This is a genomic window from Nocardioides koreensis (assembly GCF_039531775.1).
Classification (GTDB): domain Bacteria; phylum Actinomycetota; class Actinomycetes; order Propionibacteriales; family Nocardioidaceae; genus Nocardioides; species Nocardioides koreensis.
Window position 1 is genome coordinate 128391 of the sequence record NZ_BAAAQR010000006.1, and the last position, 15223, is coordinate 143613.

General features: G+C 72.5%; 15 protein-coding genes. 11 read left to right on the forward strand and 4 right to left on the reverse strand.

Going from position 1 to position 15223, the window contains the following annotated elements:
- The first annotated feature begins 14 nt into the window (after positions 1-14).
- From rsmI to ABD268_RS11635, 7 genes are all read left to right on the forward strand, one after another.
- Complete coding sequence (gene rsmI, locus ABD268_RS11605; protein WP_344151803.1) at positions 15-857, forward strand: 16S rRNA (cytidine(1402)-2'-O)-methyltransferase; 843 nt, start codon at positions 15-17, stop codon at positions 855-857.
- Positions 854-1711 (forward strand): alpha/beta fold hydrolase, encoded by an 858-nt coding sequence (locus tag ABD268_RS11610; protein WP_344151806.1) that lies wholly within the window; start codon positions 854-856, stop codon positions 1709-1711. Before rsmI ends, ABD268_RS11610 begins: the two co-directional genes overlap by 4 nt.
- Complete coding sequence (locus ABD268_RS11615) at positions 1708-2610, forward strand: TatD family hydrolase (RefSeq protein ID WP_344151809.1); 903 nt, start codon at positions 1708-1710, stop codon at positions 2608-2610. The genes ABD268_RS11610 and ABD268_RS11615 overlap by 4 nt, the downstream gene beginning before the upstream one ends.
- 377 nt (positions 2611-2987) lie before the next feature.
- On the forward strand, positions 2988-4061 hold the full coding sequence (locus ABD268_RS11620; protein WP_344151812.1) for a resuscitation-promoting factor: 1074 nt from the start codon (positions 2988-2990) through the stop codon (positions 4059-4061).
- Between the two features lie 66 nt (positions 4062-4127).
- Complete coding sequence (gene rsmA / locus ABD268_RS11625; protein ID WP_344151815.1) at positions 4128-5027, forward strand: 16S rRNA (adenine(1518)-N(6)/adenine(1519)-N(6))-dimethyltransferase RsmA; 900 nt, start codon at positions 4128-4130, stop codon at positions 5025-5027.
- On the forward strand, positions 5024-5947 hold the full coding sequence (locus tag ABD268_RS11630) for a 4-(cytidine 5'-diphospho)-2-C-methyl-D-erythritol kinase (RefSeq protein ID WP_344151818.1): 924 nt from the start codon (positions 5024-5026) through the stop codon (positions 5945-5947). The genes rsmA and ABD268_RS11630 overlap by 4 nt, the downstream gene beginning before the upstream one ends.
- Positions 5940-7805 carry an ABC-F family ATP-binding cassette domain-containing protein gene (locus ABD268_RS11635; RefSeq protein WP_344151821.1) on the forward strand — a complete coding sequence of 622 codons (1866 nt, stop codon included), beginning with the start codon at positions 5940-5942 and terminating at the stop codon, positions 7803-7805. The genes ABD268_RS11630 and ABD268_RS11635 overlap by 8 nt, the downstream gene beginning before the upstream one ends.
- An 87-nt stretch (positions 7806-7892) precedes the next feature.
- On the opposite strand, the gene ABD268_RS11640 is transcribed toward ABD268_RS11635, so the two are convergent.
- Entirely contained in the window at positions 7893-8378 is a 486-nt protein-coding gene (locus ABD268_RS11640; protein WP_344151824.1) for a MarR family winged helix-turn-helix transcriptional regulator, read from the reverse strand.
- Positions 8379-8478: 100 nt separating this feature from the next.
- Here ABD268_RS11640 and ABD268_RS11645 point away from each other — a divergent pair, with 100 nt between their 5' ends.
- The 4 genes from ABD268_RS11645 (at position 8479) to ABD268_RS11660 (ending at position 12019) form a co-directional block, all read left to right on the forward strand.
- Entirely contained in the window at positions 8479-9285 is an 807-nt protein-coding gene (locus ABD268_RS11645) for a methyltransferase domain-containing protein (protein ID WP_344151827.1), read from the forward strand.
- A 16-nt stretch (positions 9286-9301) separates the two neighbouring features.
- A complete protein-coding gene (locus ABD268_RS11650; RefSeq protein WP_344151830.1) occupies positions 9302-9688 on the forward strand; it encodes a VOC family protein in 387 nt (128 codons plus the stop codon).
- A gap of 130 nt (positions 9689-9818) precedes the next feature.
- Positions 9819-10289, forward strand: a complete 471-nt coding sequence (locus ABD268_RS11655; protein WP_344151833.1) for a hotdog fold domain-containing protein — start codon at positions 9819-9821, stop codon at positions 10287-10289.
- Positions 10290-10447: 158 nt separating this feature from the next.
- Positions 10448-12019 carry an alkaline phosphatase PhoX gene (locus ABD268_RS11660; protein WP_344151836.1) on the forward strand — a complete coding sequence of 524 codons (1572 nt, stop codon included), beginning with the start codon at positions 10448-10450 and terminating at the stop codon, positions 12017-12019.
- A gap of 58 nt (positions 12020-12077) precedes the next feature.
- On the opposite strand, the gene ABD268_RS11665 is transcribed toward ABD268_RS11660, so the two are convergent.
- The 3 genes from ABD268_RS11665 to ABD268_RS11675 are packed head-to-tail and all read right to left on the reverse strand — an operon-like array spanning position 12078 to position 15175.
- Positions 12078-13592: a CehA/McbA family metallohydrolase gene (locus ABD268_RS11665; RefSeq protein WP_344151839.1), complete on the reverse strand. Its 1515-nt coding sequence runs from the start codon at positions 13590-13592 to the stop codon at positions 12078-12080.
- A gap of 48 nt (positions 13593-13640) precedes the next feature.
- Entirely contained in the window at positions 13641-14492 is an 852-nt protein-coding gene (locus ABD268_RS11670) for an amino acid ABC transporter permease (RefSeq protein WP_344151842.1), read from the reverse strand.
- A complete protein-coding gene (locus ABD268_RS11675; protein ID WP_344151845.1) occupies positions 14489-15175 on the reverse strand; it encodes an amino acid ABC transporter permease in 687 nt (228 codons plus the stop codon). Before ABD268_RS11675 ends, ABD268_RS11670 begins: the two co-directional genes overlap by 4 nt.
- Positions 15176-15223: the final 48 nt, after the last annotated feature.

The window sequence follows — 15223 nt, forward strand, 5'->3', positions numbered from 1 at the left end:
GCGATGATCGGGGCGTGACGACCCCTCCCGGCACGCTCGTGCTCGCTGCCACCCCCATCGGCCGGGTCGCCGACGCCCCGCCGCGGCTGGCCGAGGAGCTCGCGAACGCCGACGTGGTCGCCGCCGAGGACACCCGTCGGCTGAAGCGGCTCACCACCGACCTCGGGGTCACCGTCGCCGGACGGGTCGTCTCCTACTTCGAGGGCAACGAGAGCGCACGCACCCCCGTGCTGCTGGAGGCGCTGCTGGCCGGCGAGCGGGTGCTGCTGGTCACCGACGCCGGCATGCCCAGCGTGTCCGACCCCGGCTACCGGCTGGTCGCGGCCGCGGTCGAGGCCGACGTGCCCGTGACGGCGGTGCCGGGCCCCTCCGCGGTGCTCACCGCGCTGGCCGTCTCGGGGCTGCCCGTGGACCGGTTCTGCTTCGAGGGCTTCCTGCCGCGCAAGGCCGGCGAGCGGTCCCGGCGGCTGGCCGGCCTGGCCGCCGAGGAGCGCACCATGGTCTTCTTCGAGGCCCCGCACCGCACCCAGGCTGCGCTGGCCGCGATGGCCGAGGAGCTCGGCGGGGACCGGGTGGCGGCGGTCTGCCGGGAGCTGACCAAGACCCACGAGGAGGTACGCCGGGGGCCGCTCGCCGACCTCGTCGACTGGGCCGCCGAGGGGGTCCGCGGCGAGGTCACGATCGTGGTCTCCGGTGCCGCCGGGGGCCCGGACGTCGCCTCCGACCCGGCCAGCCTGCGGGCCGCGGTCGCCGACCTCGAGGAGGGCGGCACCAGCCGCAAGGAGGCGATCCTGGAGGTGGCCCGTCGCGCCGGCCTGCCCAAGCGGGAGGTCTACGACGCGGTGCACAAGCCATGACCGCGCGGCTCACGTCGTACGCCCACGACGGCCTGACCTTCGACGTGGTCGACGAGGGGCCGCTGGACGGCCCGGTCGTGGTGCTGCTGCACGGCTTCCCCGAGCGGGCCACGAGCTGGCGCGGGGTGACCGAGCGGCTGCACCGGCACGGGCTGCGCACCCTCGCGGTCGACCAGCGCGGCTACTCGCGCGGCGCCCGGCCGCGCCGCCGCCGCGACTACCGGCTGCCCCTGCTCGTCGGCGACGTCGTCGCCCTGCTCGAGCGGGTCGGCGCCCCGGTCCACCTGGTCGGCCACGACTGGGGCGCGGCGGTCGGCTGGCTGCTCGCGGCCCGCCGCCCCGACCTGCTGCTGAGCTGGACCGCGGTCTCGGTGCCGCACCCGCGGGCGTTCGTGCACGCCGCACTGACCTCGAGCCAGGGCCGCCGGTCGTGGTACTTCGGGTTCTTCTCGCTGCCGCGGCTCCCCGAGCGTGCGGCGCGACCCGGTGGGGCCCTGGAGCGCGGGCTGCGCCGCTCCGGGATGACCGACGCCGACATCGAGCGGTTCCGCACCGAGGTCGTGGCCGACGGCGCGCTGCCCGGGGCGCTGGCCTGGTACCGCGCGCTGTGGCTGGCCACCGGCCCTGCCGGACGGGCCCGGGTGCGGGTGCCCACCACGCTGGTCTGGAGCGACGGCGACGTCGCGGTGGCCCGCCGCGGCGCCGAGCTCAGCGCGGCGTACGTCGACGCGCCGTTCCGGCTCGCGGTGCTCGAGGGCGTCAGCCACTGGATCCCCACCCACGCCCCCGAGCCGCTGGCCGAGGCGATCCTCGACCACGCCGGCCGCCGCACCGGACAGGAGGAGCAGGCATGACCGATCGCCCGACCCGGACCCGCGCCGCGACCGAGGAGAAGAGCGGCAGCCGGCGCGACCGCGAGCGGCCGCCGGCCCCGGACCCGCTCCCGCACCCGGTCGTCGACAACCACTGCCACCTCGACATCGGCGACTCCGACGACCCGGCCGCGTGGTTCTCCACCGGGCAGGCGATCGAGGCGGCGGCCGCGGTCGGCGTGCCCCGGATCGTGCAGATCGGCTGCGACCTCCCCGGCGCCCGCTGGGCGGTCGAGGCCGCGGCGTCGTACGACGCCCTGGTGGCCGGCGTGGCGCTGCACCCCAACGAGGCGCCCCGGCACGCCGCCGCCGGCACGCTCGAGGAGGCGCTGGCCGAGATCGAGCGGCTCGCGCAGGCCCACGGCAAGGTCCGCGCGGTGGGGGAGACCGGGCTCGACAACTTCCGCACCGGCGAGGACGGTCGGGCCGCCCAGGTGGAGTCGTTCCGCCGCCACATCGACCTGGCCAAGCGGCTGGACAAGACCCTGGTCATCCACGACCGCGACGCCCACGAGGAGGTGCTCGCCGTCCTCGACGAGGAGGGCGTGCCGGACCGCTGGGTCATGCACTGCTTCTCCGGCGACGCCGACGTGGCGCGCCGCTGCCTGGACCGGGGCGCCTACCTGTCCTTCGCCGGGACGGTGACCTTCAAGAACGCCCAGCCGCTGCGCGACGCGCTCGCGATCACCCCGCAGGACCGGGTGCTGGTGGAGACCGATGCGCCGTACCTGACCCCGACCCCGTATCGTGGTCGCCCGAACGCGTCGTACCTCGTGCCCGTCACGATGCGCGCGATGGCGGAGGTCCGCGACGTGGACCTCGGCGAGCTGTGCGCAGCCGTGGACGCCAACACCGACGCCGCTTTCGGCGGTTCCTGGTAGCACGAAAAGGTGACGATCCAGAGGATTTGGTCACCATGACATGGGTCACTTCGGTGAAAAATTGGGGACCGGGAGTTTGCGTGCTCCCGGGATCTCGTTATCGTCTTGTGACTGATGGCCGGGATCGGGATCGATCTGACCAGTGCAGGTGGTAGCCGCACCGTAGCGGCAGCCCCGCGTAGAACCCCCGCAAGCACGTTTTCCACCGACCGGTGGTCCGCGTGCGCGCGACGCGCTGGCGCCCGAGAACCGGGGAGTACGACGTTCGGAGAATCGTGCCCATTCATGAAGAGAGCAATGAGCACAACCAACCCCTGATCTCTCGGCTGACCCCTGCCTGGGCGAGGAGCCGCGCCGCGCTGGTCGCACTCGCGACCGTGGCCGTGCTGGCCGTGGCCGGCACCACCTTCGGCTACGCCGCCCTCAGCAAGTCGGTGACCGTCTCGGTGGACGGCAAGTCCGAGCAGGTGACCGCCATGGGCGGCACCGTCGGTGACGTCCTGGACTCCCAGGGCATCGACATCGGGGACCACGACATCGTCGCCCCCGGCCTCGACGAGAAGGTGTCCGACGGGAGCCGGATCACCGTGAAGTACGGCCGCCCCCTCGAGGTGGCCGTCGACGGGAGCGACCCGCACACCTACTGGGTGACCTCGACCAAGGTCTCCAGCGCCCTCGGCGAGATCGGTCGTCGCTTCAGCGGCGCCGACCTCTCCACCAGCCGCGGCGGCACCATCGACCGCGAGGGCCTCAAGCTCGACGTGGTCACGCCGAAGACCCTCACCGTGAAGGTTGCGGACAAGAAGCCGGTCAAGCGTGAGGTCACCGCGCTGACGGTCGAGGACGCGCTGAAGGAGATGGGCGTCAAGGTCGGCAAGACCGACGAGACCACTCCCGCCCCGAAGCACGAGGTCGAGGACGGCGACAGGATCGTCTTCACCGACGTCCGCGTCGTCAAGAAGCAGGTCGAGGGCGAGAGCATCGACTTCGAGACGATCAACCGGGACGACTCCTCGATGATGGAGGGCGACTCCAAGGTGGTCCGCGAGGGCTCCGAGGGGACGCGCGACGTCACCTACCGGCTCGTCTTCCGCAACGGCGACCTCGCCGTGCGCAAGGTGCTGGACCAGCAGGTCACCAAGGCCCCGGTCGCCGAGGTCGTGCACATCGGCACCAAGCAGCCGGCCCCGACCCCGCCGGCCAGCAACTACGCGTCGGGCGACTCGGTCTGGGACCGGATCGCCGAGTGCGAGTCGGGTGGCAACTGGGCCGCGAACACCGGCAACGGCTACTACGGCGGGCTCCAGTTCAACCTGAGCACCTGGCAGTCCTACGGCGGCGTGAGCCGCCCGGACCTCACCAGCCGTGAGTACCAGATCAGCATCGCCGAAAAGGTGCGCGACGCCTCCGGTGGCTACGGTGCCTGGCCGGTCTGTGGCGCCCAGGCCTGACGTCCGGGCTCGGCGCTCGAGCACCTGCTTTCGGTGGTCGAGCCTGTCGAGACCTAGGCTCGTCCCGTGACGAGCGCATCTTCATCCTCCGCCGGTCCGAGGCTCCTCGGGCCGGCGGAGGTGCGTTCGCTGGCGGCCGAGCTCGACCTGCGCCCCACCAAGCAGCGCGGCCAGAACTTCGTCATCGACGCCAACACCGTCCGCCGGATCGTCCGCGAGTCCGGCATCACCCCCGACGACGTGGTCGTCGAGGTCGGGCCCGGGCTCGGGTCGCTGACGCTGGCCCTGCTCGAGGTCGCGGCCCGGGTCGTCGCCGTCGAGGTCGACCCGGTGCTCGCCGAGCGCCTGCCGGCGACCATCACGGCGTACGCGCCGGAGCAGCGGGACCGCTTCGAGGTGGTGCTCGGCGACGCGATGCGGATCGACGCGGTCCCCGGCCCGCCGCCGACCGCGCTGGTGGCGAACCTGCCCTACAACGTCTCCGTCCCGGTGCTGCTGCACATGCTCACGCTGCTGCCGTCCCTGGAGAGCGGGCTGGTGATGGTCCAGGCCGAGGTCGCCGACCGGCTCGCCGCGGCGCCGGGCTCCAAGGTGTACGGCGTGCCGTCGGTCAAGGCCGCCTGGTTCGCCGACGTGCGCCGGGCCGGCGCCATCGGCCGCAACGTCTTCTGGCCGGCGCCCAACGTCGACTCGGGCCTGGTCGCCTGGACCCGGCGCGAGCCGCCGGCCACGACCGCCACCCGCCAGCAGGTCTTCGCCGTCGTGGACGCGGCCTTCGCCCACCGTCGCAAGGTGCTGCGCGGCGCGCTGCGGGGCCTGGCCGGGTCGGCCGAGGCCGCGGGCGCCGCGCTGGAGCACGCCGGCGTGGACCCGCTCGCGCGGGGCGAGTCGCTGACCGTCACCGACTTCGCGCGGATCGCCGAGGGCCTGGCTGCGCAGGGCCCGACCGTGGGGGCACCCGCGTGAGGACCACGACCGCGGGGCTCACGGTGCGTGCCCCCGCCAAGATCAACCTGCACCTCGGCGTCGGGGCGGTCCGCGAGGACGGCATGCACCCGCTGCTGACCGTCTACCACGCGGTCGGGCTGTACGACGACCTCAGCGCGGTCGCGTCCCCGGACTGGAGCCTCGGGCTCGCCGGCGAGGACTACATCGGCAGCGCCGGGGTCCCGCTGGGTGGCGAGAACATCGTCGACCGCGCCGCGGAGCTGCTGGCCGCCCACCACGGCGTCGCGGTGACCGGCGACCTGCACATCACCAAGGCGATCCCGGTGGCCGGCGGCATGGCGGGCGGCTCCGCCGACGCCGCGGCCGCGCTGGTCGCCCTGGACCGGCTCTGGGACCTCGAGACCTCCGACGACGACCTGCTCGCGCTCGCCGCCCGGCTCGGCAGCGACGTGCCGTTCGCGCTGGTGGGCGGGACCGCGCTCGGCACCGGGCGCGGCGAGATCGTCACCCCGGTCGCCGACCACGGCACCTGGTGGTGGGTGGTCGTGCTGTCCCCGGACGGGCTGTCCACACCGGCGGTCTACCGCCACTTCGACGAGCTCTTCCCCGACGCACCCGCGACGCCGCCGCCGGCCGACGAGCTCCTCGCCGCGCTCGACTCGGGCGACCCGTACCGTCTCGCCGCCGCGATGCACAACGACCTGCAGGCCCCCGCCTTCGACCTGCGCCCGGACCTGGAGCTGCGGATCGCGCAGGGAGAGTCCGAGGGGGCCCTGCGCGGGCTGGTGTCCGGCTCGGGTCCCACCTGCGTCTTCCTCTGCGAGTCCGGCGACCACGCCCGCGCGGTCGCCGGGGCGCTGCTCGCCGACCGCGAGCCACCCGTCGTACTCGTCGCCAACGGGCCGGTGGCCGGAGCCCACGTGGTGACCCATGGCTAACCTCGTCAACCTCGAGCGGGTCTCGAAGTCATACGGCGTGCGGCCGCTGCTCACCGACGTCTCGCTGGGCATCGGCGCCGGCCAGCGGATCGGCATCGTGGGCCGCAACGGCGACGGCAAGACCACGCTGCTGGAGGTGATGACCGGTCTCGAGGAGCCCGACACCGGGCGCGTGTCGCGGTCCCGCGGGATGCTGATCGGCTACCTGCACCAGGGTGACGAGCTCGTCGACACCCACACCGTCCGCGAAGCCGTGCTCGGCGGCCGGTCCGACCACGAGTGGGCCGCGGACCCGCGCAGCCGCGAGATCGTCGAGGTGCTGCTGGCCGGGGTCTCCCTCGACCGGCCGGTGCTCGGCCTCTCCGGCGGCGAGCGCCGACGTTGCTCGCTGGCCGCGCTGCTGCTCGGCGACCACGACCTGATCGTGCTCGACGAGCCCACCAACCACCTCGACGTGGAGGCGGTCGCCTGGCTGGCCGAGCACCTCGTGCAGCGGCCCTCGGCGCTGGTGGTCGTCACCCACGACCGGTGGTTCCTCGACGCGGTCTGCCAGTGGACGTGGGAGGTGCACGACGGCGTCGTCGACGCCTACGAGGGCGGGTACGCCGCGTTCGTGCTCGCCAAGGCCGAGCGCCAGCGCCAGGCCTCGGCCTCGGAGACCCGGCGGCAGAACCTGGCCCGCAAGGAGCTGGCCTGGCTGCGCCGGGGTGCGCCCGCGCGGACCTCGAAGCCGAAGTTCCGGATCGACGCCGCCAACGCCCTGATCGAGGACGTGCCGCCGCCGCGGGACCGGCTGGAGCTGCAGCAGTTCGCCACCCAGCGGCTCGGCAAGGACGTCATCGACGTCGAGGACGTCGACCTGCGGCGTGGGATCCCGGGGGCAGGCGAGCGGGTGCTGCTGTCGCACGCGACCTGGCGGCTCGGACCGGGGGACCGGGTCGGCATCGTCGGGGTCAACGGGGCCGGCAAGACCTCGGTGCTGTCGCTGATCGCGGGCGAGCTGCCGCCGTCGGCCGGCCGGGTGAAGCACGGTCGCACGGTCGCGCTCCAGCACCTCACCCAGCAGCTCGACGACCTCGACCCCGAGGGGCGGGTGCTGCCGACGGTCGAGTCGATCCGCCGGGTCACGAAGACCGCCGACGGCGAGATCACCGCGACCTCGATGCTGGAGCGCTTCGGGTTCACGGGGGACCGGCTCACGGCGCGGATCGGGGACCTCTCCGGTGGCGAGCGGCGCCGCTTCCAGCTGCTGCGGCTGCTGCTCACCGAGCCCAACGTGCTGCTGCTCGACGAGCCCACCAACGACCTCGACATCGACACCCTCAACGTCCTCGAGGACTTCCTCGACGGTTGGCCCGGCACCCTCGTGGTCGTCTCCCACGACCGCTACTTCCTCGAGCGGGTCACCGACTCGGTCTGGGCGCTGCTCGGCGACGGCCAGATCTCCATGCTGCCCCGCGGCGTGGACGAGTACCTCGAGCGCCGTACCGCTGACCTGGCCATGGCCGAGTCGGCGCAGACTCGCGCAGAAAATGGGCCGAGTCGGCGCGGACTCCCTCCCGAGAACGGTCGAGTCGGCGCAGACTCGCGTGTCGACGAACCCGTGCCGGTCGCACCCGACACGGCCAAGGCCAAGGCCGGGAGCGCCGAGGAACGGGCGGCCCGCAAGAACATCGCCCGCATCGACAAGCGGCTCGAGCGGATAGCGGAGCAGGAGGCGGCGCTGAACGCCGAGATCCTCGAGCACGCCCAGGACTACGAGAAGCTGGCGGAGCTCAGTGCCCGGCTCGACGAGCTGGCGGGCGAGAAGGAGGAGCTCGAGATGGAGTGGCTGGAGGCCGCCGACATCGTCGAGTGAGGGTGAAACTGCGCCGACTCGGCCTTCCCCGCGGGTGAAACTGCGCCGCCTCGGCACCCCCAGCCGGTCAAACTGCGCCGACTCGGGTCAGGCGAAGGGGGCGAGGAGCATGCGCAGCAGGGCGGCGAGCTGCTGCTGCTCGGCGTGGGGGAGGTCCTGGAGGAGCGACTTCTCGGCCTCGAGCAGTGCCTCGAAGGCGCCGTCCACGGCGGTCTTGCCCTCGGCGGTGAGCCGGACGATGACGCCGCGCCGGTCCTCCGGGTCCGGGTGCCGCTCCACGAAGCCGCGGGCCGCGAGCCGGTCCACGCGGTTGGTCATCGTGCCGCTGGTCACCAGCGTCTCGCGCAGCAGCCGACCTGGCGAGAGCTCGTACGGCGCGCCGGCGCGGCGCAGTGCGGCCAGCACGTCGAACTCCCAGGACTCGATCCCGTGCTCGGTGAACGCCTGGCGCCGGGCCAGGTCGAGGTGGCGAGCCAGCCGCGAGATCCGGCTGAAGACGGCGACCGGGGCCAGGTCGAGGTCGGCGCGCTGCCGCGCCCACGCCTCCACCAGCTCGTCGACCTCGTCCCTCATGGTCGGCAGTCTAGCCCGATCGGTCGAGAATCTTGACATCGAGACAAAATTCGATGAGGATCCGAAGTGTCTTGATGTCAAGAGACTGTGAGGAGAGCTCGTGGCGCACCGCTGGGACCCGGACCGTTACCTGACGTACGCCGACGAGCGCGGCCGTCCGTTCGTCGAGCTGGTCGCGCGGATCGGTGCAGCCGAGCCGCGCACGGTGGTCGACCTGGGCTGCGGCCCGGGCAACCTCACCGCGCTGCTCGCCGACCGCTGGCCGGGTGCGAGCGTCACCGGGCTCGACTCCAGCCCCGAGATGATCGAGCGGGCCCGGGCGGCGGGCGCGCGGGTGGCCTTCGGCGTCGCCGACCTGCGTGAGTGGGTCTCGACAGGCTCGACCGGCGATGAGGCAGCGTCGACCGACGAGGACCTCGTCGACGTGCTGGTCTCGAACGCCACGCTCCAGTGGGTGCCCGGCCACCTCGACCTGCTCGGGGGACTCGTCGGGCGGGTCCGCCCCGGCGGCTGGTTCGCGTTCCAGGTCCCCGGCAACTTCGACGAGCCCAGCCACACGATCCGGCGCGACCTCGCGGCCGGGTCGCCGTACGCCGAGCACACCCGCGACGTGGCCGTCCCCTCCAGCCACGACCCGGCCGTCTACCTCGACCGGCTGGCCGCCCTCGGCTGCACCGTCGACGCCTGGGAGACGACGTACCTGCACGTGCTGACCGGCGAGGACCCCGTCTTCGCCTGGGTCTCCGGGACCGGTGCCCGGCCCACCCTCCAGGCGCTGCCCGACGACCTGCGCGCGGACTTCGAGGAGGAGTTCAAGCGCCGGCTGCGCGCGGCGTACCCCCAGCACCACTACGGCGTGGTGCTGCCCTTCCGGCGCATCTTCGTCGTGGCCCGTACCCCCGAGTGACCGAACAGGAGTGATCATGAAGCTGCACCACGTCCAGGTGGCCTGCCCGCCCGGCGGCGAGGACGCCGCCCGCGCGTTCTACGCCGACGGCCTCGGCATGAGCGAGGTCGAGAAGCCCGCCGACCTGCGCGCCCGGGGCGGCGCCTGGTTCCGTGCGTACGACGCGGACGGCGCCGTCGCCGCCGAGATCCACGTCGGCGTCGAGGACCCGTTCGCGCCGGCCCGCAAGGCGCACCCGGCGTTCGTGCTCGACACGGTCGCTGGGCTCGAGGGCGCCGCCGCCCGGCTCGCCGACGCCGGCCACGAGGTCGACTGGAGCCAACGCACGACCTTCGCCGGTTACGAGCGGTTCCACACCTTCGACGCGCACGGCAACCGGGTCGAGGTGCTGACCCCGGCCTGACGGTGCCGCCGGCCGGCGGTGAGCTGGCCACCGAGCCAGGCGAGCAAACGGTGGCTGACTCACCGCCCGGTCCTGCGCGCGTGGGCGGACTCACCTCCCACTCATAGTTACCCGTCGGTAGCATGACGCCATGAGCCAGGTCCTGACCCTGTGGAAGAAGACCAGCGCGCTGCCCCAGGGGGCCCGCATCTTCTCGGTGCTGTTCGCGCAGAAGGCGCCGTACTTCGCCACCATCCGCCCACGCTTCGTCGACATCCGGCCGAACCACGCCGAGCTGGTGATCCCCAAGCGGCGCCGGGTGCACAACCATCTCGGCACCGTGCACGCGATCGCGCTGTGCAACGGGCTCGAGGCCGCGATGGGGGCGCTGGCCGAGGCCACGATCCCCGCCGACAAGCGGTGGATCCCCAAGGGCATGGAGGTCAGCTACACCGCCAAGGCCACCAGCGACATCACCTGCGTCGCCGAGACCGACCCCGAGCAGTGGACCTCCCTCCCGGACGCAGGGGGCGACCTCCCGGTCCGCGTCCGCGGCGTCCGCGACGACGGCACCGTCGTGATCGAGGGCGTCATCCGGCTCTGGGTCACCCCGCGGAAGTAGCCGCCCCCGGGACCGAGGGGCGACCCCGGATTTCTCCGAGAGCCCAGCCCCGGTTCACCCGGAAGATGCCCGCGGTCCAGACTCCCCGCGGAAACTCCGGCTGTCCGGGCCGGCCGCCGTTGCCGCCGGCCCTTCCACGGCAGTACGAGAGGCTCATCGTGACGACTCCACTTCTTGCCAGGGCCGGTCTGGTCGGTGCCCTGGTCGCCGGCGCGGTCGCCGGGGTCACCAGCATGTCCGCCGAGGCCCGCGACGGGTTCAGCGTGGTCGGCGTCCCCGCCGCGAACCCCCGCACCGGCATCGAGAACAACGTGCTCACCCCGTCGGCGACCCAGGCGTCGGTCGCCTGGGGCAGCCTGCCCCTGACCAACCCCGACACCGCCAACGGGGTGACGCACTACGGCTACAACACCCTCGACGGTGCGCCGCTGACCCAGAGCAGCGACGAGGCGCACAAGACCGAGCCGGACAAGAACGTCTACCTGACGTTCGGCGGCCACCACTACCTCTACCAGGGTCACGAGATCGGCCCCCGCGGCTACGTCACGCGGATCGACCTCGACCAGACCGACCCGGCCAGGCGGGTCACGCTCATCTCCGACAAGGACCCCCAGGGCAACGCCTACCCCACGATCGACGGCATCACCTGGGACCCGTTCACCCACCAGCTCCTGCTCACCGCGGAGGCCAAGTCCCCCACCGGCGGCGTCTTCGGCGTCTCGCTGGAGGCGAACGGCGACGCGGTCGACGGCAGCGCCGTGCGGCTCAACGCCCTCGGCTCGGGCGGGTACGAGGGCGTGCAGAACGACAAGGACGGCAACACCTGGCTCGTCGAGGACATCGGTGGCGCAGGCGCCAGCGGCGGCAAGCTCCCCAACAGCTACGTCTACCGCTTCGTCCCGACCGACAGGACCGACCTGACCAAGGGTGGCGCCCTGCAGGCGCTGCAGATCCGGCGCAAGGACGGCTCCCCGGTCACCGCCGAGCAGCTGCAGTCCAACCCCTCGGACTCGTTCATCACCGACCTGCATACCTACGGGACGTCGTTCAGCACGAAGTGGGTGACCGTCCACACCGGTACGACGGAGGCGTTCGACGCCACCGCCGCGGCCAAGGCGGCCGGCGCCACCCCGATGAAGCGACCGGAGAACGGCGTCTTCCGCCCCGGCACCGACTTCCGGGAGTTCTACTTCACCGAGACCGGGGACACCAGCACCTCCAGCACCCTCCCGGGTGCCTGGGGCGGCGTCTTCCGTCTCTCCCAGGCCGACCCCAGCGCCGACACGGGCCGGATCTCGATCGCGGCCCTGGGCGACAAGGCGCATACCGGCTACGACAACATCGCGTTCGCGACCGACGAGGACCTCCTCGTCGTCGAGGACGCCGGAGACACGCTGCAACAGCAGCGCAACGCCCTCGACTCCGGCTACCTCTTCCGTCTCGGCAGCCGCGATGCTGCGGCGGACGGCCGCGGCCGGGCGCCCGAGCCGGTCCGCTGGCTGGCGGAAGGCCGGGACGCCTCGGCCACGTTCGACGCGATGGGCGGTCCGGCCTACAACGACGGTGACAACGAGATCACCGGCATCCACGTCTCCGACGGCGACCCGACCACCGCGGGCCTCCTCGGCGCCAAGGTCCCGAACCCCACGAGCGACTCGTGGCGGACGTTCTGGACCCAGCAGCACGGCGACAACGCCACGTGGGAGATCCACTGGGGCAGCGGTCGCTGACGGTCCCAGCAGCACCGCTTCGACGACCCGCCCGGGCCTCCCGGGCGGGTCGTTCGCGTCACCCCGCCGTGCTTGACCCCACGAAGACCGGGTTGGTCAGCGCGACCATCGGCGCCGTCGAGCCGGCGGTGGGATCGACCACGACCTGCGCCGGACGGCGTACCTCCGCGCGGACGAACGGCGTCGCGCCGGCCGGCACCTGCACGGTGACGGCGACCGTCCCGGCGTCGTCGGCCACCGCGCCGGCGAGCACGCCCGCCGGTCCGTGGACCTGGGCCAGGCAGCCGGGCACGCCCGCGACCTCGAGGCGTACGTCGACCAGGTCACCCGCCGCGGCGGCCAGCCGGTCGCCGCACTCGGCCCTCGCCTCGCCGAGGGTCGCCTCGAAGACCAGCTCCACGGTCGAGGACTCCGCGAGCCAGGCGTGGCCACCCTTGAGCGCCTCGACGATGGCCGTCGTACCGAGGTTGTCGGCGCGGACGACGGTCTGGGCCAGACCGACGGCCTGGCTGTCGTTGTGGGAGTCGGAGTTGCCGACGACCGGGACGAACCGTCCGGAGACCAGCAGCGCGTGCCAGTGCTCGAGGGCGGTCTGGTCGTCGCCGGTCCACGGCCCGTTCCAGATCTCGACGGCGTCCATGTCGGCGTAGTCGTAGCCGTAGTCCCACCTGATGCTGGGCAGCGGGTTGAACGGGTGCGCCGCGATCGCCATCCCGCCCAGTCGGCGCACCCGCTCGGTGAACCGGGGCAGCTGGCCGTCCTCGGCCCGGTAGCGCCAGTCGATCCAGGCGCCGGCCGGCAGCCCGACCGCCAGCCAGTGTCCGCTGCGGGTGGTGACCTCCTCGCCGCTCATGACCAGGAAGTCGTCGGGGACGTGCCGGCCCCAGACCAGGGTGGCCGCGCTGGTGTTGTGGTCGGAGGAGCCGAGGAAGTCGAGCCCGGCGGCGCGCGCCGCCGCCAGCACCTGGGTCTGGGTGCGCGCGCCGTCGGAGTGGCGGGTGTGCACGTGCAGGTCGCCGCGGTACCAGCCCGGACCCGTCCCCGGCACCCGCCGCGGCGCCGGGTCGGCCTCGAACACCGGGCCCTTCGGGCCGTAGTGCAGGCGCACGTCGACCCGCCACGGCGTGCCCGGCGGCACGATCTGGTAGGGCCCGAGCAGGACGTTCCAGACCCCCGGCGTGATCGGTCCGGCGAGGTAGCCCGGGGTGGCGGAGGTCCGGCTGATCCGGAAGTGCCGACGCGCCCCGCCCGACCAGCCCCGGAAGCCGGCCGCGTCGCCGATGCCGTGGCCCGAGGGGTCGAAGATCCCGATGTCGACGACGTTGTAGCTGAAGCCGAAGCCGGTGTCGGTGGGATCGAAGTCGTAGGAGACCTCGATCGTGCTGACGCCCTTCGGGACCCGGAACGGCAGGTAGTGCCAGTCCGCGGTGTCCGGGTCGGAGAACTCGCCGCGGAAGGTCCGGCCGATGACGGTGCCCGCGGCTGCGGGCTCGAACGTCACCAGCGCGGCGGACGTCGCGACGCCGGCGCCGGCGAGGAAGAGGGAGCGGCGGTCGAGGTGGTGGTCGCACATGGTGCGGTCAGCATGCCGCGCCCACCACCCGGCCGTGGCGGGAACGGGTCAGAAGGTCCCTGCGCCGGCGCCGTCGCCCGTGGGTACGGCCGGCGCTGACTTCTCGCCGGTGAGCCGCCGCTGCAGCATGTGGGCGATCCAGGTCAGGATCAGGTTGCAGGCGATGAAGAGCGCCGCGACCACGATCGCGGTCGGCACCTGGTTGAAGAACTGCAGGTAGATCTGCTTGCTGATGAACGTCAGGCCCGGCGCGAGGATGTAGACGCCCAGGGTGGTGTCCTTCAGCGCCACCACGCACTGGCTCACCACCGCCGGCAGCATGATCTTCACCGCCTGCGGCAGCTGGATGATCGTCATCACCTGGGTTTTGCGCAGCCCGAGCGCGTACGCCGCCTCCACCTGGCCGTGGGGCACCGCGTTGACGCCGGCCCGGAAGACCTCGGCGAGCACCGAGCCGTTGTAGAGCGTCAGCGCGAGCACGACGCACCAGAACGACGACAGCGGACCGTCGCCCACGCTGAGCATGTAGAAGATGAAGATCATCAGCAGCAGCACCGGGATGGCGCGGAAGAACTCCACCACCAGGAAGCTGGGCAGGCGGATCCACCGGTGCTCCGACAGCTTGCCCACGCCGAGGGCCAGGCCGACGACGACCGCGAAGATGATCGCGAAGAACGCCATCTCCAGCGTCTTCAGCAGGCCGTCGACGAGGAGCACCCGCACGTAGTCGGGGGTGACGAACGGTTCCCACTTGGCGTACTCGAGCTGGCCGGTCTCGTTGAGCTTGCCGACGATGAGCAGGACCAGTCCCAGGATCGCCAGCAGCGTGATCCCGGTGTAGACCCGGTGCCGCGCGATCGTGCGGGGCCCGGGTGCGTCGAAGAGGACGTTGCCGCTCATGCCACCCTCCAACGGCGCTCGATGACGTAGGAGCTCAGGGTGAGCACCTCGACCAGGATGATGTAGCCGACCGCGAAGCTCAGGAAGATGCCGGGCCGCTGGTCGGCGTTGTCGTTGGTGAGGGCGTGCATGGTCGCGGTGGCCTCCGCGATGCCGAACGCCGCGGCGACCGAGGTGTTCTTCAGCAGCGCGACCTGCACGCTGGTCAGCGGCGGCACGACTGCCCGCAGCGCCTGCGGGAGCACCACCAGCCGCATGCTCTTGGCGAACGTGAGGCCGATCGCGCGGGCCGCCTCGGCCTGGCCGAGCGGCACCGCGTTGACGCCGGAGCGGAACGCCTCACAGACGAACGCTGCGGTGTAGAGCGTCAGCGCCAGGCAGGAGCGGAAGAAGAAGGAGGAGACGTGGTAGCCACCGACCTCCCAGTCCTCGATGAACTTGAAGTTGTAGCCGAGCTTGGGAGCGGCCACCGCCATGAAGATGAAGATGATGACCAGCGGGGTGTTGCGGAAGATGCCGATGTAGACCGTCGCGGCCTTGCGCATGATCCCGACCGGGCCGACGCGCAGCGCGGCGAGAAAGACGCCGAGCACCAGCGAGAGGATGCTCGAGACGACGAACAGGCCGATCGTCAGGCCGAACGCCTTGAGGTACTCGTCGAAGTTCGAGAAGACCGCATCCATGCGCCTGTGGTGCCTCCTGTCGTGTGGTGCGGGCGGTGGGCGGGACGA